This window comes from Dyadobacter endophyticus, from assembly GCF_014641595.1.
In the GTDB taxonomy this organism is placed as follows: domain Bacteria; phylum Bacteroidota; class Bacteroidia; order Cytophagales; family Spirosomataceae; genus Dyadobacter; species Dyadobacter endophyticus.
The window spans coordinates 627,837-651,508 of record NZ_BMIA01000003.1 but is presented as its reverse complement, the minus strand read 5'-3'; the positions used below and the strand labels follow the sequence as shown (position 1 = coordinate 651,508).

Sequence of the window (23,672 nt, the reverse complement as noted above, 5' to 3'; positions counted from 1 at the left end):
CTTTTTTATCATTAAAATGCCGTTATGTTGACACTTGAAGAAAAAATCATCGCCTCGGAAACACGCGTTTTTAAAACTGTTTTCCCTAATAACACCAATCATTACGATACCCTTTTCGGCGGAACCGCGCTGTCGATGATGGATGAGGTCGCTTTCATTGCAGCAACGCGGTTTTCGAGGTTGAGATGCGTTACCGTTTCGTCGGACCGTATCGATTTTACACATCCGATCCCTGCGGGGACCATTATCGAGCTGGTGGGCCGCGTCGAGACCGTTGGGAACACTAGTATGAAAGTCCGGGTGGATATTTTCGTAGAGAAAATGTACGAGGTGAGCCGGGAAAAGGCAGTGACCGGGATTTTTACGTTTGTGGCACTGGACGAAAATCATAAGCCCACCCGGATTTTACAGGAATAACCCGAATGCTAAGTTTTATTAATATTCAATATTTATATTATATAAAGATTTTTTTGGACATTATATTTGGGTATCTGTATACCCTTGCTCTGTTCAATGAAATCACGTCTACTATTCTTTTCTTTCATTTTTGCCCTGCTTTTATTCTTAATTGCAGAAATACTGCTTCGTATCAGCCTTATATTTTTCGGTTATCCATTTCTCCGCCCTTCGGATTACCTGTATAACGGATTTTACGAAAACATGAACGATGTCCGGGACAAGCCGATTGTCCGGGGGGCAGGGGTGAAAAACATACTGATTTTGGGCGGTTCGGTCGTCAGTACGCCGTGGTCGCACCTGGAAAGCCGGTTGGATACGATCCTGCAAAAGCATTACGGCAAAGAAAGCCGGTTTGCTATCTATAATGTTGCGGGCGCCGGCCATACTTCCCTGGATAATGTATTGAAATACAAACTGCTGGAAGATAAGCAGTTTGACCTGGTGCTTTATTATGAAGCGATAAACGAGAACCGGGCCAACAATATCCCTCCACAATATTTCCGGAAAGATTACACGCATATTAAGTGGTACCACGACATCGAGCTCTTGCGGCGGCACCGGGAAATCAATGTGACCGTCATTCCTTATTTGGTTGATAAGCTAATATCAACAGTCCGGGACCGTATGACGCACAGAATTTATGTCAGCGCAGAAAAGGTAGATCCGCAGTATGCAAAATTTGGGGGGGACATTAAAACCGGGGAGCCCTACCGGCAGAATATCGAAGAGCTTATAAAAATTGCACAGACACGGGGCGAAAAGTTGCTGCTCATGAGTTACGCGACCTATTTCCCCCCGAACGTGACGCTTACGGGCGAGCAGGAGGATATGAAGCATTTTGCGGGGTGCTACTTCGCATCGCCGGTCGTGATCTGGGGAAAACCGGAGCACGTCAAGAAGGGAATAGATGTCCATAATCAGGTAATCCGGCGACTATCGAAGCAGTATGGCACGTTATTTCTGGATATGGAGAACACCATGCCGAAGGACCCCAGCCTGTTCTGCGATGTGTGCCACGTAAGCGAACCCGGAGCACAGCGCTTCGCCCATGAAATTGTAGAATTTATCGTGCGGCAGAAAATACTGGAATAGCTAGCCGGGTGTCGTTTGCAAAATGCTTATCTTGCACGCCTTTTGAACGGTGTAAGACGAAACTGTACACATTATTCTAATCACTCATTAATGAAAATTTTAGGTATTTCGGCTTTCTATCATGATTCGGCCGCGGCTCTTATAGATAATGGCGAAATTGTAGCCGCAGCACAGGAAGAGCGTTTTACACGCAAAAAGCACGACCCCGGGTTCCCCTCCAATGCAGTTGCCTTTTGCCTCGAATACGGCGGGCTATCCATTAACGAGCTGGATGCCATCGTTTTTTACGATAAGCCTCTTCTGAAATTTGAAAGACTACTCGAAACCTACTATGCATTTGCACCTAAAGGCGTTCGGTCGTTTTTGACCGCAATGCCGGTGTGGATCAAGGAAAAAATGTTCCTGAAACGGCTCATTAACGAGGAGCTGGAAAAGCTGGGCTACGATAAAAAGAAGAAGGTGAAGATGCTCTTCCCCGAGCACCACCTATCGCATGCTGCCAGTGCATATTACCCTTCTCCATACGAAAAATCCGCTATCCTGACGATCGATGGCGTCGGCGAATGGGCAACGGCGTCGATCTGTCTCGGCGAAGGAAAAGACATCAGCATTCTCAAAGAGCTGCGTTTTCCGCATTCGCTCGGGCTGCTTTATTCCGCATTCACTTACTTCCTGGGTTTCCGTGTAAACTCGGGAGAATATAAGCTGATGGGCCTCGCCCCGTATGGTGACCCAACTTCACCGGACATCAAGCGTTACGAAGACATTATCCTGAAAGAACTCATCGATCTGAAAGAAGACGGCTCGGTTTGGCTCGATCAGGAGTATTTCGACTATGCAACTGGCCTGAAAATGGTCAATGAGCATAAGTGGGAGGCATTGTTCGGCTTTAAAACCCGCAGGCCCGAAGATGCGCTCGAAGCGATACATTGTAACCTTGGCCTTGCGATCCAGAATATCACCGAAGAAGCGGTGGTAAGGATGGCGAAAGAAGCCAAACGTCTTACCGGTGCCGACTACCTTTGTATGGCGGGAGGTGTTGCATTGAACTGCGTATCAAATGGTAAGCTTCAAAAGGCCAATATTTTTAAAGATATCTTCATCCAGCCGGCAGCCGGTGACGCGGGAGGCGCGCTAGGCGCCGCACAAGCCGCTTTCCATATTTATTTCGGACAAGAAAGAAAAATCACCTGGAAGGCCGATGCCATGCGCGGATCTTACCTCGGGCCTACCTTCTCCGATCTCGACGTCGCGTTGACAGCCAAGAAATACAAGGCGCATTACACCTACTACGAGAACTTCAAAGACTTGACGCAGGAAGCAGCCAGGTTGTTGTCGGAAGGGAACGTAGTAGGCTGGGTACAGGGACGGATGGAGTTCGGCCCGCGTGCGTTGGGTGGTCGCAGCATTCTGGGCGACCCTCGCAATGCCGAAATGCAGAAAAAATTGAATTTGAAGATTAAATACCGTGAATCGTTCCGGCCGTTTGCGCCTTCGGTACTGGCAGAGGATTGCCAGGATTATTTCGATTACGATGGTATTTCACCCTATATGCTGCTGGTTCACCCGGTTGCGGAAAACCGTCGAAAGCCGGTGCCTGCGAATTACGGCTCGCTGGATTTGCGCGAAAAACTCTATTTCGAGCGTTCCGACCTGCCTTCGATCACGCACATCGACTATTCGGCACGTATCCAGACGGTACATAAAGATACCAATCCTCGTTACTACGATCTGATCGACGCTTTCAAGGCATTGACAGGCTATGCAGTGATCGTAAACACAAGTTTCAACGTCCGCGGGGAACCGATCGTTTGCACGCCGAACGACGCCTACCGTTGTTTCATGCGTACCGAAATGGATTACCTGGTAGTGGGAAACTACATTTTTGACAAAAAACAGCAGTCGGAATGGCTGGAAAAAGATAATTGGAAGGAAGAATTTGTTCTTGACTAATCCTCTAATCACCGAGCACCCAAAGTAATGGCATCTAAAATTGTTACAAGCATAATCCGCATTCTCTTCCTGGGATTGCTGTTTGTGTTCCTGTTTTATCCGGACAAATTCCACATCAAATTCGACTACCCGGGATACCCTCAGAGCGATAGCTGGCATGTCAGGCTGGCCAAGTTCGCATTTTGGTTTTTGCTGATTATCGAAATCCTGCGCATCTTCTATTATGGTGTGGTTAAAAGCAAGGCCAAAGGCTTGGTTGCCAATATTGTAACGATTATTACGCCGCTGATCGTGGTACTGATTTTCCTTGAAATTGTATTCATGTACGTGCCGCAAAGCCATGAGGGCGTGCTGTCGAAAGCGTCGCAGATCTGGTGGGAGAAATACTGGCATCCGGTTAATGCGTTGGGTTACCACGACAAAGAAGTACAGAACGAACCGGGAAAAAAGAAGGTACTTGTAATTGGCGATTCATTTGCAGCCGGTCACGGCTTGAAAGACGTGAACGAGCGCTTCTCCAATATGCTGGAAGCCAAGCTCGGAACGGATAAATACACGATTTATAATCTCGGCATGTCAGGGGCCGACACGCGCGACGAAGTAAAACGCCTGAAAGAATTTCCGGTAAAGCCGGACATCATCATTCTCGAATACTTTCCAAACGACATTGAAAAAGTGGGTCGCGAGAAAGGCTTGACGCTCACGGGGGCAGAGCCCTATGCCGACCTCAAAGGCCCGACCGCGACCATTGTGAAACGCTTTTACCTGCCTAATTTCATCTACTGGCAATTGCCGCACACCGGTTTCAGCACTTTTGAGAAATTTGTACAAACAGCCTACACCGATACCACCGTGCTGAATGCGCATTTGAGAGACCTTTCGGGAATACTAGCCTATCGCGACAGCACGAAAGCTCAGATGTACGCCGTGTTCATCCCCTTCCTGTTCCAGGTGGATAAAAGTGCCGGGTATACCAAACCGGTAGAAGATTACCTGAAATCGAATAATGTGAAGGTAGTGGGTATCAATGATGGTGTCGTTAAAATTCCTGAGAAAGAGCGTGTTGTAGGTAAAAATGACGGCCACGGCAGCGCAGCGCTAAACCAGCTGATCGCCGACAGGCTCTACCAGGCAATGAACAAACGATAACTCAGAATTAACGGGTTAGAAGTGTACATTAAAATAATTAAGTTCTAAATTTGATTTTTAAACACTATATCGAGATGGATTTTTTGACAGATTTGTTTGCATTTATGAAGGAGCGTAAGAAGTGGTGGCTTGCTCCTGTGATCATCGTTCTGCTACTAATTGGTGTCCTGATCGTAATCGGAGGTGGGTCGGCTGTGGCGCCTTTCATCTACACTTTGTTCTGATTTTCAGTACAACGCAGATCAGTCCAGTTCCTATCTGAAACTTCGCCGGCAGCAGTGCATCACGCATGGCTGCCGGCAGTAATATCACATTATCAAAATGAGTGAATCCGAAAAAGTCAAAGCGCAGCTGGTGATCGTGACCGGGCTGGTTGTCATGTATTTTATTTTCAAATCCCAATACCCCTATTTCCTTATCGCCGCGGCGGTAATCGGCGTTTTCAGCCTTGCAATCCCGGCTTTTGGCGACCTGATCGTGAAAGTTTGGTATAAAATAGCGGAAGTGCTGGGCGCGATAAATGGCAAGATCCTCCTCTCGGCAGTATTCTTTATCGTTCTGTTTCCGGTTGCAGTCATCGCCCGGTTGACTAAGAAAAACCCGCTTCACCTTAAAAAAGAAGCATCTGATACCGTTTTTACAGAAAGAAATCACAAGTATTCGGCCAAAGACCTGGAACAGGTTTGGTAATGCCGGTGCTAGAAATATCAACGCAAAAAGGCCTGGTTTCAGGCCTTTTTTTTGCGGCATGCGCGCTCGTAAAGCAATTGGAGCATACCATCCTTCAAGCCAACATCGGGCACGTGAATGACGTCTGCGCCTGCCCAGCGCATGGCCGAAGTATAAATATCGCCCGCAGGTACGATCACATCCGCGCGGTCGGGATTGAGTTGTAGCTTATTGATGCGATCGGCGAGTGAAAATTGATCAATATAATCGCGCATCCGCTGGATTTCATCTAGACTTGTTGAGCTTTCGGTGAGTTTGGAGGAAAGATCGAATAGCTTGTTAATATTTCCACCTGTACCTACCGCTTGAATCGGCTTGCTGTAATCGACGTTCTGGTTGATCCACTCCTTGATTTTCATCCACGCATTTTTTGATTCCTTTCCTTCCAAAAGGCGCACGGAACCCAGCTTGAATGATTTGGCATTGATCTTTTGCCTGTCCTGGTATAGGTTCAGCTCAGTGCTGCCGCCACCCACGTCGATGTGAAGGTACTGCCCGTCGCTCAACGATTGAACCACCACATTATTGACAAGCTCTGCTTCCTTTTGACCGTCGATGATCTGGATATGAATACCTGTGCGTCGTTCGATATGGTCGCGGACTTCCTGCCCATTAGCTGCTTCGCGCATGGCTGATGTCGAGCAAGCCATAAAATCGTCGACCTCGTGAAGCTCCATTAGCAGCTGGTAGGCCAGCATGAGCTTCATCATGCGGTCTTCGCTTTGGGGGGTAATGAGGCCCTGGGTGAACACATCGTGACCGAGGCGAAGCGGGAAGCGGACGTATTCTACCTTCTTGAAGCGTGAAATGCCTTCGTCCTGCAAAACGGAAGAGATTTGCATACGGGCACCATTGGAACCGATATCTATGGCTGCGAATTTCAAAAGCTCGTCAAATAGGGGAGTAAATAAAGGCCAAAAATAGAGTTTCGCGGACAAGTTTCAATACCCTGTCCGCGAAACTTCACGGGTACACGTTACATTTGGTGGCCAATCTGATACAATAGCTTTACTCTCAGGCCCGGACCGGCGCTATTTCTGAGTGGAGAGATCGGTTTAAAATAATTGACCCAGTAACCTTCTGCCTGAACCACGATCGGATGCCAGGTTTTCTCGATCCCCACCGCGAAGTTCATGGAAGTGATCGGAGAGACGTCTCCCTTTTTAGAGAAACTCTGATTGAAGAACTCATTTTTAGGCCCGCGACAGTCGTATGAAACGGTCTCTTTGGACGAAACCTTGAAGTTCGTGCCAAGGCTTGCGTAGTAACCCCAATCGTCTTTCAGGGTGTTACGGAACGCCAGTGTAAGCGGGATCTGAACTATGCTCTGGTCAATTTTGATATTATACAATTGAAAAATGAGCGGTACCTGGCCCGGATGTGTTTCTTTGAAATCCTTGCGGGCTTCGACCCTGAAAGTGTTCTCGGTAAAGAATTCGGCCCGTTTTGCTTTCAGCCAGGTAATGCCCGCCGAGATGGAGAATTTTTTCTTGATAATCACTTCTCCCAGCACCGTTTTACCCTGACCATTCCCCTCGATCTGATATCCTGCACCGAAACGATAAGGTGTTTTCAAAGGTAATTTCGGAATAACACTTTCTGTCTGAGCAACCTGTTCTGCCTTTTTACTGCTCACTGGTATCTTGGCAACCTGTATATTGTTGGCTACCAATGCTTTTTGTACTTGTCGTGCCGAAAGTTTGCTCGCAAGGTCATAATGCATTTTTCGTTTCAGCGAGATGCCGTTTTGCACTTCAACCGGGCTGTCGATAGCGGCAATGTGGAATTCGCTGCCGAACGTCCTGTCTGCGAAAATTGAAGGCGTTTGAGACGATTGATTAGCGTCCGCGTTTGCTGCATTTCCGTCATTAACCGCGTCGGATGCTGTCGAAACCGCTTCATTGAAAGGCTGAACCGCTGCCAGCGACTCCCGCGACTTTTCGCGACCCGGATGTGCAGCTTTCACGGTTGCATTGCCCTGAGTTGTTGCATTACGCTCCCTTCCAGTCACTTCCGGTTCAGGAATAGTGGTCTCACGAGCGGGTACTTCCGCATTTGCGAGGTCGTCTTGCCTCAAATCTTGCTGTAAGCTTGTTTGAGACCGGCTTCGATCATAATCCTGATGTTGCAATGTGGCCTGAAGACCTTGCCCGTCCGGTGCCGTTTGCAATACATAAACCGTGTCGGTTTTTGCGACAGGTGCCGGTTGGTTGCGGATAACTTCGATCTGGCTTTGCAGACTCTTCATATCCCGCACCAGATGGTCGTTCTGTGAGAGCTGGTTGACGTACATATACGCCATCACCGATGTTACCGATGCGGCGGCGGCGTACCCGATCCAGGAACCGTATTGTTGCAGGAACGAAGGAGGGGTTTGGGCTTGCATGTAATTTTGCATACGAGCCCAATCCTGCTCTTGAAAGTCCGGTTCAATACTCTCTAATTTTCGGCGTATAGTATTTTCAAATCTATTAGTTTTCATTTCCTCTGAATGACTTAAGAGCCCAATCACTTGGGAAGAGATGTGGGTAATATTGTTTGATCAAATGCTGCAAACGAGCCCGGGCACGCACATAATGCGATCTTACCGTTGCCTCGTTAATTTGCAGCAGGTCTGCTATCTCACGATGATTGTAGCCATCTACCACGTATAACAAAAATACATTCTTATAAACCGGTTTGATCTGTTGGATCAGGCCCAGTATTTCCTCAGCAGTGATCTGGCCTATTATATCTTCATCAAATTTGGGATAAGGGGCGTCTTCCAGTGCGATCACATCCTCCGTGTGCTTCTTGTGCTTCCGGTAATAGCTGATCGCCGTATTCACCATGATCGTCCGCAGCCATGCCTTGAAAGGGTGATTGGCGTCGTACTTCCCCAGATTGTTAAATACTTTTAAAAAACCTTCATTCAAAACTTCTTCCGCTTCTTCGGTCGTCGAGGTGTATCGCAGGCAAATGCTTTTTGAATAGCCGAAGAACTGTTTATATAAATGCCTCTGTGCCTGGTTATCCCCGGCGATACATGCCGCTACCACCGACTCAAAGTCGTTTTCGTTAAAAGATATTTTTCTTTTAAAAAGCAAAGTCAGGGTATCAAGTTGTCAGGGATAGAATTTCTCACTTTTGAATACGTCCCTGCCCGCTAATCTGTTGCAAAAAATTACGAAAAGTTTTGATGCTTCGGAAATGCAGGATGCCGCGAAAAAAATCTCAAAAAAATGGATCGGCATGCAACATGGGCGTCAGAGGGGGCGTAAAGGCAGAAAACAGTTTGATACTTTCACAAAAACCCGTGGGTATATCATGAAAAAAGTTTCACTTTTACTGGTGTTGTTGACAGGCGTCTGGTTTACGGCCTGCCAGAAGAATAGCGAGTCGTTGAGCCCTGAAACTGAGGCGAGTGATTTCGAAAGTGTGGTTGAATCGGCCGCGAGGCTTGCAGTGGTGACGGACTCGGTGACGTTGGGCAGGTGTAAGGGTAAACTTACGGAAGTAGCAACGACGGATTTGCCCGCAGCGGTGACCGCTTACATTGACAGCGCCTATGCAGGGGCTGAAATCAAATATGCCGCAAAAGACCAGGCGGGAAAAATAGTGGTAGCCATTACCCTTGCCGACGGATCAGTGAAAGGCTTGCTTTTCGACGCCAACGGCGCATTTAAGGCGGAGCTGAAACAGCATGTGCAGAAAGCGAAACTGACCAAAATAGAGGTAAGCGCATTGCCCGCGAACATTACATCATATATTACTTCTAACTACACGGGAGCAGAGATCAAACTCGCTGCAACCAATGATGCGGGGGAATACTATGTGGGTATTCTGGTGGATAGCAAAGTAAAAATACTGCTTTTCAATGCCGACGGATCGTTCAATAAGGAATTGGAAAAGCCTGCTTTCGGGCGTCCTCGTAAGAGACATTAGCCGATCATACCGATCGTAAAAATATTTTGTTAGGGGTGAGTTGGAATACGGTGCTGGATTTTCCGGTGCCGTATTTATTTTTTCGGGGTTAGCATTTCCAGTACCGACGAGTTTTTGATCTCACCCATCACAAAAAGACTGTGCGTGCTGCCGATATTCTCCAGTGAGCCCAGCTTTTGCATTAAAAATTGCTGGTACTGCGACATATCGTCCACCACTACTTTGAGCAAAAAATCATAATCTCCGGAGATATTGAAGCATTCCATCACCTCCGACATCGCTGAAACAGCTTTTACGAATTTTTCGCCCATCACTTTCGAATGCTCTTTCAATGCAATGTTGCAAAAGGCCATCAGCTTTTTGCCGACCTTCTCGCGGTCGACGAGCGCCACATATTTTTTTATTATACCTTCTTTTTCCAGCCTGCGCACGCGCTCATATACGGGCGTGTAGGAGAGGTTCAACTTTTCCGACAATTCACGTGTTTTCAAAGTAGCGTCCTGTTGCAGCAAATGCAGGATTTTGGCGTCAATATCGTCCAGATTATGCATAGATAGAATATCTTTATTCACTCTGAGATGGCTTCGAATATAGATAAATAATTTAGATGTGGTGAAACTGCCAGACTTTTAATCTGAATTTTTTGATTTTATTGAACAAAACATCTATTGGGTTAAATTTGTCAATTCAAGAAGCATGTGCTTTTCCGGCGAAATGATAATCAGACATTTAAAACACTTATGGTAGCAACTCAAAAAGCAGATATCCGCGAAATTCTTAAAAACCGTATTCTGGTACTGGATGGCGCTATGGGTACGATGATCCAGCGGTATAAATTGGAGGATCACGACTACCGGGGAGAACGGTTTGCAGACTGGCCGCACGACGTAAAGGGGAATAACGACCTGCTTTCACTGACGCGTCCGGACATTATCAAAGAAATTCACGCCGCCTATTTTGCGGCAGGGGCAGATATTGCCGAAACGAATACATTTTCGGGTACGACCATCGCCATGGCCGACTACGGCATGGAGGAAATCGTGTACGAGCTTAACTACGAATCGGCGCGGCTCGCGCGTGAGGTAGCCGATGAATTCACGGAGCGTGAACCCAACAAGCCGCGCTTTGTGGCAGGTTCGATCGGCCCGACCAACCGTACGGCCTCACTTTCACCGGATGTGAACAATCCGGGTTTCCGCGCGATCAGCTTCGATCAACTGGTAGAAGCCTATTACGAGCAGGTAAAAGGCCTGACCGACGGTGGCTGCGATTTGTTGCTTGTGGAAACGATTTTCGATACACTTAATGCGAAAGCGGCGCTTTTTGCGATCGATCAGTTCTTTGTGGACGCGAAGGCAGGCAAGGTGGAACATTTGCCTTCATGGAAAATAGCGCCGGGACAAGCATTACCGATCATGATCTCGGGAACCATCACCGATGCTTCCGGAAGAACACTTTCCGGCCAGACTACCGAGGCATTCCTGACGTCCGTTTCGCACTTACCATTATTATCAGTGGGTTTGAACTGTGCATTAGGAGCAGATTTGATGCGGCCTTATGTACAGATTTTAGCCAAAGAATCACCTTTCTACACCTCAGCGCACCCCAATGCAGGTTTGCCGAACGAAATGGGTGAATATGACGAGACACCGGAGCAAATGGGCGAGGTAATTGACGGGTTTTTGAGGGATAACCTGGTCAATATCATCGGAGGCTGCTGCGGAACGACACCGGACCACATCCGTGTCATTGCCGAAACCGCGCAGAAATACGCACCAAGGCTGCTCCCGGATACTGAGACGGTGATGAAGCTTTCTGGTCTGGAGCCTGTGAAAATCAATGCATTAACCAATTTTGTGAACATTGGTGAGCGCTGTAACGTAACGGGTTCAAAGAAATTCGCCCGCCTGATCCGCGAAAGCAAATATGACGAAGCGCTGACCATCGCGCGCGAGCAGGTGGAAAGCGGCGCGCAGGTGATCGACGTGAACCTCGACGAAGGTATGATCGACGGCGTAGAGGCGATGAAGACATTCGTGAACCTGATCGCATCCGAACCGGACATTTCCAAAGTGCCTTTGATGATCGACTCCTCGAAATGGGAAGTGATCGAGTCCGGTTTGAAATGTGTGCAGGGAAAATCCATCGTGAACTCGATTTCGTTGAAAGAAGGAGAGGAGAAGTTCAAAGAATCGGCCCGGACCGTGCTTCGCTATGGTGCGGCTACGGTGGTAATGGCATTCGATGAAAAAGGCCAGGCCGATAACTACGAACGCCGGATCGAAATCTGTGAACGGGCTTACCGAATTCTGGTGGACGAAGTAGGCTTCCCGGCCGAGGATATCATTTTTGACCCCAACATCCTGACCGTCGCGACGGGAATGGAGGAGCATAATAATTACGCGGTCGATTTTATCAACGCCGTGCGGTGGATCAAAGAAAACCTTCCGCATGCGAAAGTTTCCGGTGGTGTTTCGAACGTATCATTCAGTTTCCGGGGTAATGAGCCGGTGCGCGAGGCGATCCATACCGCATTCCTTTACCACGCGATTAAGGCGGGAATGGATATGGGCATTGTGAATGCCGGCCAGATCGGTATTTATGATGAAATTCCGAAGGATGTACTGGAACTGGTTGAAGATGTATTGCTTAACCGCCGTCCGGATTCCACCGAACGTCTGGTGACCTATGCAGAAACTGTCAAAGACAAAGGCAAAACGCAGAGTGGCCCCGACCTTTCATGGAGAGAGCTTCCGATTAAGGAGCGTATTTCGCATGCATTGGTGAAAGGTATTTCGGATTATGTAGACGAAGATATCGAAGAATGCCGCCATTTGTTCACCCGCCCTCTGGAGGTGATCGAAGGGCCATTGATGGATGGAATGAGTATCGTCGGCGACTTGTTTGGGGAAGGTAAAATGTTCCTTCCGCAGGTGGTGAAATCGGCCAGGGTGATGAAGAAGGCTGTGGCGTACCTGCAACCGTTTATCGAAGCGGAGAAACAGGAAGGCAATTCATCGGCTGGTAAGATATTGATGGCGACCGTAAAAGGCGATGTACACGATATTGGAAAGAATATTGTTGGTGTGGTGCTGGGTTGTAACAACTATGAGATCATAGACCTGGGTGTAATGGTGCCGACGGACAAGATCCTGGCGGCGGCATTGGAGCATCAGGTGGATATCATCGGCTTATCGGGACTGATCACGCCGTCGTTGGATGAGATGGTAGGTGTTGCAAAAGAAATGGAGCGTCGGAATTTCAAGATTCCTTTGCTCATTGGTGGAGCAACCACTTCCCGCATTCACACGGCCGTGAAAATCGATCCGAACTATTCGGGGGCGGTGATCCACGTGCTCGATGCGTCGCGTTCGGTACCAGTGGCAGGGAAACTGATTCAAAGCGCCCAAAGTCAGGCCGACGTGTTGAAGGATATTAAGGCAGAATATGCCAAGCTGCGTGATGACCATGCAAAACGCGGTGGAGAAAAAGCGCATGTGGCTATCGGTAAAGCAAGGGATAATAAAGCCAAAATCGATTGGGCAAACTTCCAGGCCGTAAAACCGCAGTTCCTGGGGACACGCGTGTACGATGATTACGATCTGGCCGACATTGCGAAATACATCGACTGGACGCCATTCTTCCAAACCTGGCAGCTGCACGGAAAATATCCCAAAATATTCGATGATGCTGTCGTAGGTAAGGAAGCTATGAAGCTATATGAAGACGCGGCGGTTCTGTTAGGAGAAATCATTCGTGATAAAACCTTAAAAGCACGCGCTGTGGTCGGTTTCTGGCCAGCGAACTCGATCCAGGATGACCTTGTACTGCACCATTTCGAAGAAGAAACCCGCGAAGTGCCTTGCGAACGTCACGGATCGCATCAGCATATCGAATATAAGATCAGCAGACAGGGCGTCGAAAACCTGAATGCAGGGGAATTGGTGGCGGATACGGCAGCTGTATTGCACCATTTGCGTCAGCAAAGCCAGAAAGCGGCAAACCTGCCGAACTACTGCCTGTCCGACTTCGTGGCTCCTCTCGAATCGGGCCATGCCGATTACATTGGCGGTTTTGCGGTAACGGCTGGCGTAGGTATCGAAGCATTGCTGGACAAGTATGAAAGAGATCACGACGACTACAACAGCATCATGGTGAAGGCCCTGGCCGATCGTTTGGTAGAAGCCCTGGCGGAATTGATGCACGAGAAAGTGCGCAAAGAGCTGTGGGGATATGCGAAAGCAGAAAGCTTAACCAATGAGGAGCTGATTAAGGAGGATTATAGCGGTATTCGCCCTGCACCGGGTTACCCTGCTTGCCCGGACCACACCGAAAAACGTCATCTGTTCGACTTGCTTGGGGCGGAACAACTCGGCATTACCCTCACGGAGAGCTTTGCCATGTACCCTGCAAGCAGCGTCAGCGGATGGTATTTCTCGCATCCCGACAGCCGTTATTTCCCGGTTGGAAAGATTTACAAAGACCAGGTCGAGGATTATGCCCGCCGAAAAAATATGCCGGTAGAAGAAATCGAAAAGTGGCTTTCGCCGGTGCTCGGATACTAAACTGGTTTATCTAAAAAGTACAAAAGGAGAATAGTTCGGTGCTATTCTCCTTTTTTTTGTGCCCGAAATGTACTATTTTTTGCAAAAAGGCGTAATTAGGTGGTATGACGCGTCTTAATCAGGTATTTATACGCTAGTTTCTGATGTTTGAACGCCTGATATTTGCATCACTTAAGTGAGAACTTAATAGTTTATTAGCCATGAAAAGAAATATCTCAGTTTTTATCCTCTTAATCCTGCTGGCATCGTCCTTTAAATACAGGACCATGACAAGAGAAAATACCCAGCCGGTCATTACGGCTGGGTACGGAAGCAAACATTCCCCGAAGGCCGTAGCGACATTTTCTTTGGATGCAGCCGTCGCCGACCTGCACAAAGCCAATCTTGAAATGGCGAAGGGCAATCCGGCATTTTTTAAAACTTTATGGTCGCATCAGGATGACGTTACTATTTTCGGAGGAGTTGAAAATGCCGATTCCAAGGGGTGGAATGCCGTCGAAGCATGCCTGAATAATGCCGGAAGCATTCCTGCGAAAGACGTGACCTATGCTTTTGAAAAAGTTGCAAGCCAGGAAAGTGCTACACAAGGCTACCTTATTCAAAAAGAGCATTACCGCTTCGCCGATGGGCGCAAAGTCGATCTGCATGTTACCGTGCTTTTCCGGAAAGAAAATAACGTCTGGAAAATCGCACATCGTCAGGCTGATCCCATCGCCAGCAATGCGAAATCAGACAAAACTTCTAAATAATTGCCTCTCTTCCTGATATTTTGAGTTAGTTGCCTTCATGCGACTAAATTGTTGTTATTTTGCACCTTTGGTTAAAAAGTGACGACAAACTACGCATGGAGAGATTTACAGGATTGTTGGGTATCGTATTGATCCTGGGCATTGCATTTGCGATGTCAAACAATAGAAAGGCCATTAACTATCGTACAGTTGCCGTCGGCCTGGGCCTTCAATTCGGGCTCGCAGTCTTCATCCTCCGAACCGACATGGGCCAGTCAATCTTCCAATGGCTTGGTGGCAAGGTCCAAAAACTACTTTCTTTTTCGGATAAAGGTGCCGATTTCGTTTTCGGTACATTGGTAAGGCCCGAACTGATGCAACGGGCATTCGGGCCGGGTAACGACTTCGTTTTCTTTTTTAAAGTAATTCCAACCATCATTTTCGTGGCCGTGCTGGTGAATATGCTTTACCATTTGGGCATTATGCAGCGGGTTGTGTCGGTGATCGCGCGCGGCGTGTATTGGCTGATGGGCGTGAGCGGGGCCGAAGCGCTTTCGAATGTCGCGAGTACGTTTGTTGGGCAGGTAGAGGCGCAGATCATGATCAAACCTTATCTGAAAAACATGACCAACTCCGAACTGATGGCATCTATGACAGGCAGTTTCGCCTGCATTGCCGGCGGGGTAATGGCTGTATACATCTCGTTAGGCGTACCGGCGCCTTACCTTATCGCGGCAAGTTTGATGGCCGCTCCGGGAGCTTTGGTTATCTCCAAAATCGTTTTTCCTGAAACCGAGAAATCGAATACGAAAGGAATGGTGAAACTCGAAACCCAGAAAACCCACGCCAACCTGCTCGACGCCATCGCAGCGGGAGCAGGGGAGGGATTGAAAGTAGGTTTCAACGTGATTGCGATGTTGATCGGATTTATTGCGCTGGTTGCATTACTGGATTACTTGCTGGGCTATATTGGGGGCCTTTTCGCGTTTCCGCAATTGAGTTTCAACTTCGTGCTAGGTAAGATATTCGCTGTTTTCGCATGGGCAATGGGCGTTCCTGCAAAGGACATCGAGGCGGCGGGTTCATTGATGGGCACCAAAATGGTGATCAACGAATTTGTGGCCTACCTCGACATGGTGAAGCTGAAAGACACGCTCGACCACAAAACAATCGTCATTACCAGCTTCGCATTATGTGGTTTCGCTAATTTCAGTTCCATCGCCATTCAGGTGGGAGGGATTGGTGAGCTGGCACCCTCGCGGCGGGCGGATCTGGCCCGGCTAGGGTTCAAGGCATTGATTTCCGGTACGCTGGCTTCCTATATGTCGGCCACACTTGCCGGGTTGCTCTTGTAAAACACAACTATCATGCAGAATTGATGAACACAAAAAGAGCACATTAGCTGCTCTTTTTGTGTTTTTGTGAGTTGTATTCCGAAAACGTGACCAGGCAATTGGCACAAAAGTTTTTATGAACTCAATATCAACATCCTGAAAACCGATTCAACACATTATACTATGCAACATATTAAACTCTTCTGGTCGCTCCTCAAAGATAGCTTCAACGAGTTTCTCAATGATAATGGAATGAAACTGGCGGCTGCACTGTCGTACTACACGATATTTTCGCTCGCGCCGATGCTGCTGGTCATTATCTCGGTTTTCAGCATATTTTTTGGGCGGGACGCGATACAGGGCGAACTGTTTGGGCAAATTAGCGGACTGGTCGGTGCTTCCGCGGCCTCGCAATTGCAGGAGATCCTAAAAAATGCCGAGATGTCCAATAAATCCGGCGTGGCGGCAGCAATAGGTATTGGTACCCTACTCATTGGTGCCACCGGTGTATTTGCTGAAATGCAGGATTCCATCAACTTTATCTGGGCTATCAAAGCGAAACCTAAGAAGGGCTGGCTTCAATACCTCAAAAACAGGCTGATTTCGTTTTCCCTGATCCTAACATTGGGTTTTCTGCTCGTCGTGTCGCTGGGCGCGAGTGCATTGGTTGATCTGCTGAGTTCCCGGCTGGAAGCGTTATTTTCGGAGGCATCGGTAGTCGTGTTTTACGTTGTCAACCTTGCATTGGTGCTATCAATCATCACCGCGCTGTTTACCGTGATATTTAAAGTATTGCCCGACGGCGACCTGCGCTGGAAGGAGTGCCTTGTAGGGGCCGCATTCACGGGCGTTTTATTCCTGGTTGGGAAATTTATCATCAGTTTCTATCTCGGGAAATCGGATTTGGGCGCGGCATATGGCACTTCGGCTTCCATCGTGATCCTGCTGACCTGGATTTACTATTCATCTATCATCCTATATTTCGGAGCAGAGTTTACCAAGGTTTATGCACGCCTCGACGGCGTTGCTATCGCGCCCAGTAAGCACGCCGTGCTGATCGTCCGGCAGGAGCTCGACCGGAAAACGGGTGTCAAGATTACAGACTAAAAAAGGGCTCGCATTCAATGCGGACCCCGACTATTTGTAATGCTATCCGGCTGTCTAGCGGATTACCATCTCGAAAGGCATGCGTGCCTGCATTCCTCCCATATTCATGAGTTTTTTGTATGTTTTCACATAAGGTGCCAGATCGCCAAGCGCCTTGTTGGTGGCCTGTTCTTCATTGTCGCCCAATAGTTTTTCTATCATCTCATTGAATGGACGTTTCTTCTCAGGATAGTAGCGTACACGATAGTCTCCTTCCTTGAGTTTGGCGGCCTTTGCAGCAATTTTAATCGCATCGTCTATTCCACCGAGCACGTCAACAAGCCCGTTTTGTTTGGCTTCTATTCCCGACCAAACGCGGCCTTGCGCGAGGCTTTTCAGCTTTTCTACCGGCATCTTGCGGCCTTCGGCTGCTTTTCGCGTGAATGTTTCGTAGCCTTCATTCACGCTTTTCTGGATCATGGATTTTTCGAATTCCGTCATTTCGCGGGTGGCCGTGGGCCAGTCAGCGTGCGGGCTGGTACCGACACCGTCGAAGGTAATGCCCAGCTTGTTGTTCATAAAGTCGGTCACGTTGAAAATCAACCCGAAAATACCGATGGAGCCGGTGATGGTGTTAGGTTGGGCAACGATGGTATCACAGCCCATCGCCATATAATATCCGCCGGAAGCCGCAACGTCCGACATCGAAGCAATAACAGGTTTTTTCTTCGCCGTAAGCTCGATTTCGCGCCACATTACATCCGATGCCAATGCGCTGCCGCCGGGTGAATTAATGCGGATTACCACGGCTTTGATCTTATCGTTTTCACGGATCTCTTTCAGTTCCTTCACAAACTTGTCGGAACCGATATTTCCGTCATCGCCGTCGCCGCCGGTGATTTCCCCTTCCGCCACCAAAACGCCAACTCTAGTGTTGAAATCACCTTTTTCAACAGAGCTGGACCCTTGCAGGTATTTGTTCACGCCAACGTAAGAAATGGACTTATCCGCATCGACTTTCAGCTCTTTCTTCAACGCCGTTTCAAGCTCATCCTGATAGCCAAGGTTTGTAATGAACTTGTATTTTAATGCGGATTTCGGGTTTTCGACGGCCAGCGAGTCGGCCAGGTTTTTGAGTTCGCCGATCGGGATATTGCGGGAAGCCGAAATGTTTTTCAGGAAGTTATTATTGATGGCGCCAATGAGTTCGATAGATTGTTTTTTACTCGCCTCGCTCATATCCTGGCGTGAGAACATTTCAATCGCGCTTTTAAATTCGCCTACGCGGAATACCAACGGCTTGATTTCCAGTTTATCGAATGTGCCTTTGAAGAAACTGTACTCGGCAGAAAGACCGTTCCATTCGATGCCACCGGCGGGGTTAAGGTAAATCTTGTCGGCTACGGAAGCAATGTAATAGCCTTTCTCTGAATAGCTTTCTCCGTAGGTAACGACGAATTTTTTAGACTTTTTGAATTCCAGGAGCTGGTTCCTGATTTCTTCCAAGGTGGCCCATCCGGCCTCGGGACCTTCGGTTTTGAGGTAAATACCTTTGATTTTGTCGTCAGACTGCGCGCTTTTCAAAGCATCTACAATATCTTTTAACCCTACCACACTTTCTTCACCGGTGAAAGGCACTCCAAATTCCGAGAAGGGATTATCGACGCCTATCTCCCTGATCGGCTGATTCAGATCGAGCCTCAGTACCGATTTGTCGTCAAGTGTTACCTTTTCTTCGGACGATAAAAGTGAACCAATGCCGGCAAGAATGAAAAAGGAGAGGAACAGGAAGAGGATAAGGCCTACGAAAGTCGCCAGGACATATTTAAGGAACTGTAACATAATATATTGCTAATGGATTTCTTCTCTATAAGTTGATCAAGGAACAAAATTACGTATTAATTGTCGCGGTTTGCGGATGAAATAATGTCAAAAGGTCGTTTAACCCTATTAAGTGGTTGAAAATGACTGATCCAATTTTTAAGTCTTCACCGGCGGGTTTACATAAGCAGATTATTTACTTTTGAGGAAAAAACCAGCACATGAAAAAGACCCTCATTTTAGTCCGCCATGCGACCGCCGAAGACCAGAATTTCAGAATCAAGGATTTCGACAGGAATTTGAACAGCAAGGGTCTGTCTGAATCGCTCGCGATGGGGAAGTGGCTGGTCCAGGAAGGCATAAAGCCCGATGTTTTCCTATCGAGTCCCGCTTCACGAGCATATAAGACGGCCGAAATCATTGCGGGCCAATACAAACTGCCGATCGATGTTATTCAGACGAAGGACGGGATCTATGACGGCGGGCCCAGGGCATATTTGCAAGCCGTGAATACCATACCGGACGAGCATTCGACGCTGATCTTGTTCGGTCACAATCCGGACATTACCTATTTCGCGGAATACTTGTCGGGGGCCAGTATCGGTTCCATGAAAAAGGGTAGCGCGGCATTTATTGAATTTAAAAATCTGAAATGGGAGGAAATATCCGCGAAAACCGGTGATCTGGTGCTGTACAAGACGCCTAAGCAGTTGAGAGAGGAAGAGTGAAATGGAAAAATCAAACCGAAATAAGAAGATATTTATTGTCGTTTTTATCGCGTTCGTCGCATTGTTCGCATACATTTCATATGACATGTCGAGCCGCACTACTGCACCCTGGAACAAGCCTAAACAGCTGAAAAGAGCATTGCCAGGTGCTACGCCGGATGCCGATTCGCTAAAATTGGATTCGCTGTTGAAGGAAGTCGAAGGGTAATCGCTCAGCTTCTGGGATGAAATTCGGTGATGATCTGCCGCAGATAGTCGCGGTCGAGGTGCGTGTATATTTCAGTGGTAGTAATGGACTCGTGCCCCAGCATTTCCTGCACTGCGCGTAGGCTGGCCCCGCCTTCGATGAGGTGTGTGGCAAACGAATGCCGGAACGTATGCGGGCTCACGTTTTTGTGAATACCTGCTTTTTCGGCCGTATCCTTAATCATCAGGAAGATCATCACCCGTGAGAGCTGGCCGCCGCGCCGGTTCAGAAACACAATATCTTCACTGCCTTTTTGCGGGGCGATGTCACCCCTAACGTGGTCCAGGTAGATTTGGGTATATTTAATAGCCTCTTTCCCGATCGGTACCAGCCGCATTTTGTCGCCTTTGCCGATAATGCGCAGGAAGCCGATATCGAAATGGCAGTTGGTAAGCTGTAAATCCGTCAGTTCCGAGACACGCAGACCGGAACTGTACAAAACCTCCATAATTGCCCGGTTTCGCGTGCCTTCGGGCGTGGAATGATCTATGGCGCTTAGCATCGTCTCAATTTCTTCATAAGACAGCACGTCGGGCAGCTTGCGAGGAAGGCGAGGGGATTCGAGCAGTTCGGTCGGATCTTCCGAAATCTCGTTTTCCAGCATTAAATATTTGAAAAATGCTTTGATGCCCGACAACATCCGCGCCTGCGAATGCGCGGCCAGGCCCAGCTCCGCGACGTATTTCAAGAAAGCCGAGAGGTGTTCTTCCTGTATGCGGGTAGGCGCAAGATCGATTTTACTCAGTTGCAGAAACTCTTCCAACTTTTCCACATCCCGCACATATGCTTCCACCGAGTTGCCCGACAGCGATCGTTCCAGCCGGAGATAATTTTTAAAATGTTTGATGTAGCTTTGCCACATAGCGAAGGAAGAATTTATTAATGCTACAAAGCAAATGAAAAAGATATTGATCCTGAACGGCCCTAACCTGAATCTTTTGGGCAAAAGAGAACCGGGCGTATATGGAAATCAGTCATTCGACGACTATTTCGAAACGCTGAAAGGGATTTTCCCTGACGTGGAGCTGCATTATTTTCAATCCAACCACGAAGGCGCGCTGATCGATAAAATCCACGAGGTTGGTTTCTCATTCGACGGCATCATTATCAATGCGGGCGGTTATACGCATACATCCATCGCCCTGGCCGATGCATTATCGTCTGTCACGACGCCGGCGGTCGAAGTACATATTTCCAACATCCACGCCCGCGAATCGTTCCGGCACCACAGTTACCTCACCGCGCGCTGCAAGGGCATTATTGCCGGGTTGGGGCTGAAAGGGTATGAGCTGGCGGTGCGGTACTTTCAAATTACCTAAACACCGCGTTCCCAAACAGCACCTTGCCTTTTTCCAACATCGCGCGGAACAGGGGGTCGTCCATAAGGTATATTACTTGTCCGCGACCGATTTCCTGGGCGCCGATAATGAGGGTATTTTTCAGTTTACCGGCCATTTTGGTGCCTACAAATCCGGCTTTGTAATTATCCTCTTTGAGGTAGCCTACATTCCAGCCCTCTTTGAGGTAGTCGCGCTCGTAGGCGTCGCGCACGATCGTGAAATATTCATCCCCACACCCGAATGCGAGCGGATGCGTACGGTCCATACTGACCTGGTACATGCTGCCCGGCGAAGAATCGCTCGCTTCCTCCCGCTGCTGCTCGCCATATTTCTTGAATGTGTCGTTGTCCCTTCGTTTTTCAGAGAATTTTTTGGTTAAACCAAAACCTGGTTTGTTGACGAGCGCATCGGTCGCGTGCTCCATGGCTATCACCTTGCCGCCGCTTTTGACCCAGCTTTGTATGGCTTCGAGCTGTTTTTCGGAGATAATATCGCCGTAACGGCCGTCAGGCAGGATCAATACGTCCACTTCGTTCCAGGGTAGGTCGGCTAGTTTTGCGGCATTGACGATCGTTACCGGGTATTTGATCTGTTGTTCAAAATAATGCCAGATAGCGCCAAATGCGGTCGCTGAAATCCCATCGCCAGCCAAAGCAACCACTTTTGGTGCTTTGAGCGCAACCACGTGATCATTGCCGAAATCGGGCCCTGTGCTCACGAAACCGGTTTTGACGGGAGTGAGTTTTACAAAATGCTTGTTAGCAAGCGATGTTACTACTTTATCGAACGCAATGCTTTCATTGCCCTTCCGGGTGATGATCAATGTACCGGCCGGGTAGCTGGTCTTATCCATTTCAAATGGAGTATTCGAGGTTTTGACAAGCACACCATCCTTCAATAGCTGTGCAAGGAATGCGGCATCCTCCGAACTCGACCAGTTTGCCAGATAGGCGTAAGGCAGTTCGGCTGGTGTAGTATCCTTAATATCAGTGGATGGGATAGAAACAGGTGCCAGTTTTTCCTTTAAACCATAAGCTTTCAACCCAAAAATATAAGCGAGGCCCCAGCTGGTAACATCGTACGTTACCGAATCTTCCAGGGCCGGTTTGGGGTCGAAAAGAATACGTAGTAAATTGGATTTAGGCTGATATGCGCTGATCAAAAGGTCGTTATGGTCTATTTTGACGGTCTGCTCTGCCGAAGAAGTAAGTTCGGTGCCCTTAGCTGACGTGGACTTACCGGCAGTGCCATAGCTGAATCCCTGCCGGTCGAGCCATTTGCTGAATGACCGGATATTCTCCTTGCCGCCGGTTTTGATAAGGTAAGTTTTAAAAGTCCCTGTGGGCGCATTGGCGGCATCCTGATGAAATCGGATGAACTCTGCAACTACTTTCTCTTTTTGCGACATTACGGCTTCCAATGTAGCGAGGCTTGTCGCATAATGATGCGCAATGCGGCTGCTAAGCGTGAGCGTATCGTGCTCGCTCGTGCGTTCGAGCGCGAGGCCTGCCCGGCCGCCCCCGCCTTGCTCGTACGTGACCCCAATCGCGCCATTAGCTGTGGGCCAGGTATCGCCGTAGCTGGGATAAAACAGGTCGTAGTCGTTCCGGGTGAAGTATGACCAATTGTTTTTATCAAAATATTTTCGACAGTATTCGCCAACCAACTCGTTAAATTGCCTTTGCCAGGCTGTCACGTCCTGGTTGTAAGGCTTTGCCGCTGGCGGGAAGTAGTAGCTCCGTGCGGGGCTCATTTCGTGGAAATCGGCATGAAAGTGCGGCATCCATTGATTGTACAGCGCAATGCGCTCCTGCGTCTCCTTTTGCGTTTGCCAGGCCCAGTCGCGGTTGAGGTCGAAAAGATAGTGGTTGAAACGCCCGCCGGGCCAGGGTTCTTCATGTTCGAGTGCAAACGGGGTCACATCCGGCGTTGCATTCCGGACGCGGTTATACCATTGTGTGTAGCGTTCGTAGCCATCGGGATTAATGCAAGGATCGACGAGGATCACCATGTTTTTAAGGAAGTCCTGTGTAAGCGCATTACCCTTGTTGAGCAGCTCGTAAATCACCTTCATGCTCGTGTTGGCCGACACCGCCTCGTTGCCATGCACATTATAGCTCAACCAAACGATGGGAGGCACGCTGGCGTCGGGTTTTCCCGGCAGCAAACCGATACTTTTCAGGTGGTTGATCCGTATCGTTTCCAGTTTCGCGATGTTTTCAGCCGATGACACGAATGCGAGCATCAGCGGGCGACCTTCGTTGGTGGTGCCATACCTGACCAGTTTCATCCTGTCGGGGTTCTGTAACTGGACCGTTTTAAAGTAATCTGTGATCAGGTGATGATACGCAAACCCTGAGCCAAGCGGGAAGCCGAGGAACTCATCCGGCGTCTGGGTTTGTGCAAATGCAAATGGGGCAGAAAGCAAAAACAAGAGGAAGTGTATCAGTCTGGTCATAGGAAGCGAAACGGCGTAGGTAGTAAAGCCAAAGTTAGAAAGTTACCTGAATTACATTC

General features: G+C 48.5%; 21 protein-coding genes. 14 read left to right on the top strand and 7 right to left on the bottom strand.

The window, feature by feature from the left end; translation table 11 throughout:
* Positions 1–27: 27 nt before the first annotated feature.
* From IEY24_RS22390 to IEY24_RS22365, 6 genes are all read left to right on the top strand, one after another.
* A complete protein-coding gene (locus IEY24_RS22390; RefSeq protein WP_188937337.1) occupies positions 28–417 on the top strand; it encodes an acyl-CoA thioesterase in 390 nt (129 codons plus the stop codon).
* Positions 418–513: 96 nt separating this feature from the next.
* Entirely contained in the window at positions 514–1,551 is a 1,038-nt protein-coding gene (locus IEY24_RS22385; protein ID WP_188936207.1) for an SGNH/GDSL hydrolase family protein, read from the top strand.
* Between the two features lie 90 nt (positions 1,552–1,641).
* A complete protein-coding gene (locus tag IEY24_RS22380; RefSeq protein WP_188936205.1) occupies positions 1,642–3,504 on the top strand; it encodes a carbamoyltransferase family protein in 1,863 nt (620 codons plus the stop codon).
* A gap of 27 nt (positions 3,505–3,531) precedes the next feature.
* The gene (locus IEY24_RS22375) at positions 3,532–4,653 is read left to right on the top strand and encodes an SGNH/GDSL hydrolase family protein (RefSeq protein WP_188936203.1); all 1,122 of its coding nucleotides are present in this window, start codon (positions 3,532–3,534) and stop codon (positions 4,651–4,653) included.
* Between the two features lie 74 nt (positions 4,654–4,727).
* On the top strand, positions 4,728–4,877 hold the full coding sequence (locus IEY24_RS22370) for a DUF5989 family protein (RefSeq protein ID WP_015812275.1): 150 nt from the start codon (positions 4,728–4,730) through the stop codon (positions 4,875–4,877).
* A 97-nt stretch (positions 4,878–4,974) separates the two neighbouring features.
* Positions 4,975–5,343 carry an SxtJ family membrane protein gene (locus IEY24_RS22365; protein ID WP_188936201.1) on the top strand — a complete coding sequence of 123 codons (369 nt, stop codon included), beginning with the start codon at positions 4,975–4,977 and terminating at the stop codon, positions 5,341–5,343.
* Between the two features lie 38 nt (positions 5,344–5,381).
* Here the strand turns inward: IEY24_RS22365 and IEY24_RS22360 are convergent, their stop codons facing one another.
* The 3 genes from IEY24_RS22360 to IEY24_RS22350 form a co-directional block, all read right to left on the bottom strand.
* Positions 5,382–6,266 carry a Ppx/GppA phosphatase family protein gene (locus IEY24_RS22360; RefSeq protein ID WP_188936199.1) on the bottom strand — a complete coding sequence of 295 codons (885 nt, stop codon included), beginning with the start codon at positions 6,264–6,266 and terminating at the stop codon, positions 5,382–5,384.
* Between the two features lie 92 nt (positions 6,267–6,358).
* Positions 6,359–7,768 carry a hypothetical protein gene (locus tag IEY24_RS22355; protein WP_229222899.1) on the bottom strand — a complete coding sequence of 470 codons (1,410 nt, stop codon included), beginning with the start codon at positions 7,766–7,768 and terminating at the stop codon, positions 6,359–6,361.
* 85 nt (positions 7,769–7,853) lie between these two features.
* Positions 7,854–8,468 carry an RNA polymerase sigma factor gene (locus IEY24_RS22350; RefSeq protein ID WP_188936195.1) on the bottom strand — a complete coding sequence of 205 codons (615 nt, stop codon included), beginning with the start codon at positions 8,466–8,468 and terminating at the stop codon, positions 7,854–7,856.
* A 220-nt stretch (positions 8,469–8,688) separates the two neighbouring features.
* On the opposite strand from IEY24_RS22350, the gene IEY24_RS22345 reads away from it, so the two are divergent.
* Complete coding sequence (locus tag IEY24_RS22345) at positions 8,689–9,306, top strand: PepSY-like domain-containing protein (protein WP_188936193.1); 618 nt, start codon at positions 8,689–8,691, stop codon at positions 9,304–9,306.
* Positions 9,307–9,380: 74 nt separating this feature from the next.
* Here the strand turns inward: IEY24_RS22345 and IEY24_RS22340 are convergent, their stop codons facing one another.
* Complete coding sequence (locus IEY24_RS22340; protein WP_188936191.1) at positions 9,381–9,857, bottom strand: Lrp/AsnC family transcriptional regulator; 477 nt, start codon at positions 9,855–9,857, stop codon at positions 9,381–9,383.
* Positions 9,858–10,046: 189 nt separating this feature from the next.
* Between IEY24_RS22340 and metH the strand changes: the two genes are divergently transcribed.
* The 4 genes from metH (at position 10,047) to IEY24_RS22320 (ending at position 17,040) form a co-directional block, all read left to right on the top strand.
* Entirely contained in the window at positions 10,047–13,871 is a 3,825-nt protein-coding gene (gene metH, locus IEY24_RS22335; protein ID WP_188936189.1) for a methionine synthase, read from the top strand.
* A gap of 200 nt (positions 13,872–14,071) precedes the next feature.
* Positions 14,072–14,620 (top strand): nuclear transport factor 2 family protein, encoded by a 549-nt coding sequence (locus tag IEY24_RS22330; protein WP_188936187.1) that lies wholly within the window; start codon positions 14,072–14,074, stop codon positions 14,618–14,620.
* Positions 14,621–14,715: 95 nt separating this feature from the next.
* Positions 14,716–15,954: a NupC/NupG family nucleoside CNT transporter gene (locus tag IEY24_RS22325; RefSeq protein ID WP_188936185.1), complete on the top strand. Its 1,239-nt coding sequence runs from the start codon at positions 14,716–14,718 to the stop codon at positions 15,952–15,954.
* 162 nt (positions 15,955–16,116) lie between these two features.
* On the top strand, positions 16,117–17,040 hold the full coding sequence (locus tag IEY24_RS22320; protein ID WP_188936183.1) for a YihY/virulence factor BrkB family protein: 924 nt from the start codon (positions 16,117–16,119) through the stop codon (positions 17,038–17,040).
* A 54-nt stretch (positions 17,041–17,094) separates the two neighbouring features.
* On the opposite strand, the gene sppA is transcribed toward IEY24_RS22320, so the two are convergent.
* Positions 17,095–18,861, bottom strand: a complete 1,767-nt coding sequence (gene sppA / locus IEY24_RS22315; protein WP_188936182.1) for a signal peptide peptidase SppA — start codon at positions 18,859–18,861, stop codon at positions 17,095–17,097.
* Between the two features lie 200 nt (positions 18,862–19,061).
* Here sppA and IEY24_RS22310 point away from each other — a divergent pair, with 200 nt between their 5' ends.
* Both IEY24_RS22310 and IEY24_RS22305 read left to right on the top strand, forming a co-directional pair.
* Complete coding sequence (locus IEY24_RS22310; protein WP_188936180.1) at positions 19,062–19,568, top strand: SixA phosphatase family protein; 507 nt, start codon at positions 19,062–19,064, stop codon at positions 19,566–19,568.
* Between the two features lies 1 nt (position 19,569).
* A complete protein-coding gene (locus tag IEY24_RS22305; RefSeq protein ID WP_188936178.1) occupies positions 19,570–19,776 on the top strand; it encodes a hypothetical protein in 207 nt (68 codons plus the stop codon).
* Positions 19,777–19,780: 4 nt separating this feature from the next.
* On the opposite strand, the gene xerD is transcribed toward IEY24_RS22305, so the two are convergent.
* A complete protein-coding gene (gene xerD / locus IEY24_RS22300; protein ID WP_188936176.1) occupies positions 19,781–20,677 on the bottom strand; it encodes a site-specific tyrosine recombinase XerD in 897 nt (298 codons plus the stop codon).
* Between the two features lie 34 nt (positions 20,678–20,711).
* Between xerD and aroQ the strand changes: the two genes are divergently transcribed.
* Positions 20,712–21,134: a type II 3-dehydroquinate dehydratase gene (gene aroQ, locus IEY24_RS22295; RefSeq protein WP_188936174.1), complete on the top strand. Its 423-nt coding sequence runs from the start codon at positions 20,712–20,714 to the stop codon at positions 21,132–21,134.
* On the opposite strand, the gene IEY24_RS22290 is transcribed toward aroQ, so the two are convergent.
* Positions 21,127–23,613: a M14 family metallopeptidase gene (locus tag IEY24_RS22290; RefSeq protein ID WP_188936172.1), complete on the bottom strand. Its 2,487-nt coding sequence runs from the start codon at positions 23,611–23,613 to the stop codon at positions 21,127–21,129. The genes aroQ and IEY24_RS22290 overlap by 8 nt on opposite strands.
* Positions 23,614–23,672: the final 59 nt, after the last annotated feature.

Excerpts from the sequence above, each read along its gene's own strand:
- IEY24_RS22385 (WP_188936207.1), top strand. The coding sequence starts at position 514 with ATGAAATCACGTCTACTATTCTTTTCTTTCATTTTTGCCCTGCTTTTA.
- IEY24_RS22380 (WP_188936205.1), top strand. The coding sequence starts at position 1,642 with ATGAAAATTTTAGGTATTTCGGCTTTCTATCATGATTCGGCCGCGGCT.
- IEY24_RS22375 (WP_188936203.1), top strand. The coding sequence starts at position 3,532 with ATGGCATCTAAAATTGTTACAAGCATAATCCGCATTCTCTTCCTGGGA.
- IEY24_RS22370 (WP_015812275.1), top strand. The coding sequence starts at position 4,728 with ATGGATTTTTTGACAGATTTGTTTGCATTTATGAAGGAGCGTAAGAAG.
- IEY24_RS22365 (WP_188936201.1), top strand. The coding sequence starts at position 4,975 with ATGAGTGAATCCGAAAAAGTCAAAGCGCAGCTGGTGATCGTGACCGGG.
- IEY24_RS22355 (WP_229222899.1), bottom strand. The coding sequence starts at position 7,768 with ATGCAAGCCCAAACCCCTCCTTCGTTCCTGCAACAATACGGTTCCTGG.
- IEY24_RS22345 (WP_188936193.1), top strand. The coding sequence starts at position 8,689 with ATGAAAAAAGTTTCACTTTTACTGGTGTTGTTGACAGGCGTCTGGTTT.
- IEY24_RS22340 (WP_188936191.1), bottom strand. The coding sequence starts at position 9,857 with ATGCATAATCTGGACGATATTGACGCCAAAATCCTGCATTTGCTGCAA.
- metH (WP_188936189.1), top strand. The coding sequence starts at position 10,047 with ATGGTAGCAACTCAAAAAGCAGATATCCGCGAAATTCTTAAAAACCGT.
- IEY24_RS22330 (WP_188936187.1), top strand. The coding sequence starts at position 14,072 with ATGAAAAGAAATATCTCAGTTTTTATCCTCTTAATCCTGCTGGCATCG.
- IEY24_RS22325 (WP_188936185.1), top strand. The coding sequence starts at position 14,716 with ATGGAGAGATTTACAGGATTGTTGGGTATCGTATTGATCCTGGGCATT.
- IEY24_RS22320 (WP_188936183.1), top strand. The coding sequence starts at position 16,117 with ATGCAACATATTAAACTCTTCTGGTCGCTCCTCAAAGATAGCTTCAAC.
- sppA (WP_188936182.1), bottom strand. The coding sequence starts at position 18,861 with ATGTTACAGTTCCTTAAATATGTCCTGGCGACTTTCGTAGGCCTTATC.
- IEY24_RS22310 (WP_188936180.1), top strand. The coding sequence starts at position 19,062 with ATGAAAAAGACCCTCATTTTAGTCCGCCATGCGACCGCCGAAGACCAG.
- IEY24_RS22305 (WP_188936178.1), top strand. The coding sequence starts at position 19,570 with ATGGAAAAATCAAACCGAAATAAGAAGATATTTATTGTCGTTTTTATC.
- xerD (WP_188936176.1), bottom strand. The coding sequence starts at position 20,677 with ATGTGGCAAAGCTACATCAAACATTTTAAAAATTATCTCCGGCTGGAA.
- aroQ (WP_188936174.1), top strand. The coding sequence starts at position 20,712 with ATGAAAAAGATATTGATCCTGAACGGCCCTAACCTGAATCTTTTGGGC.
- IEY24_RS22290 (WP_188936172.1), bottom strand. The coding sequence starts at position 23,613 with ATGACCAGACTGATACACTTCCTCTTGTTTTTGCTTTCTGCCCCATTT.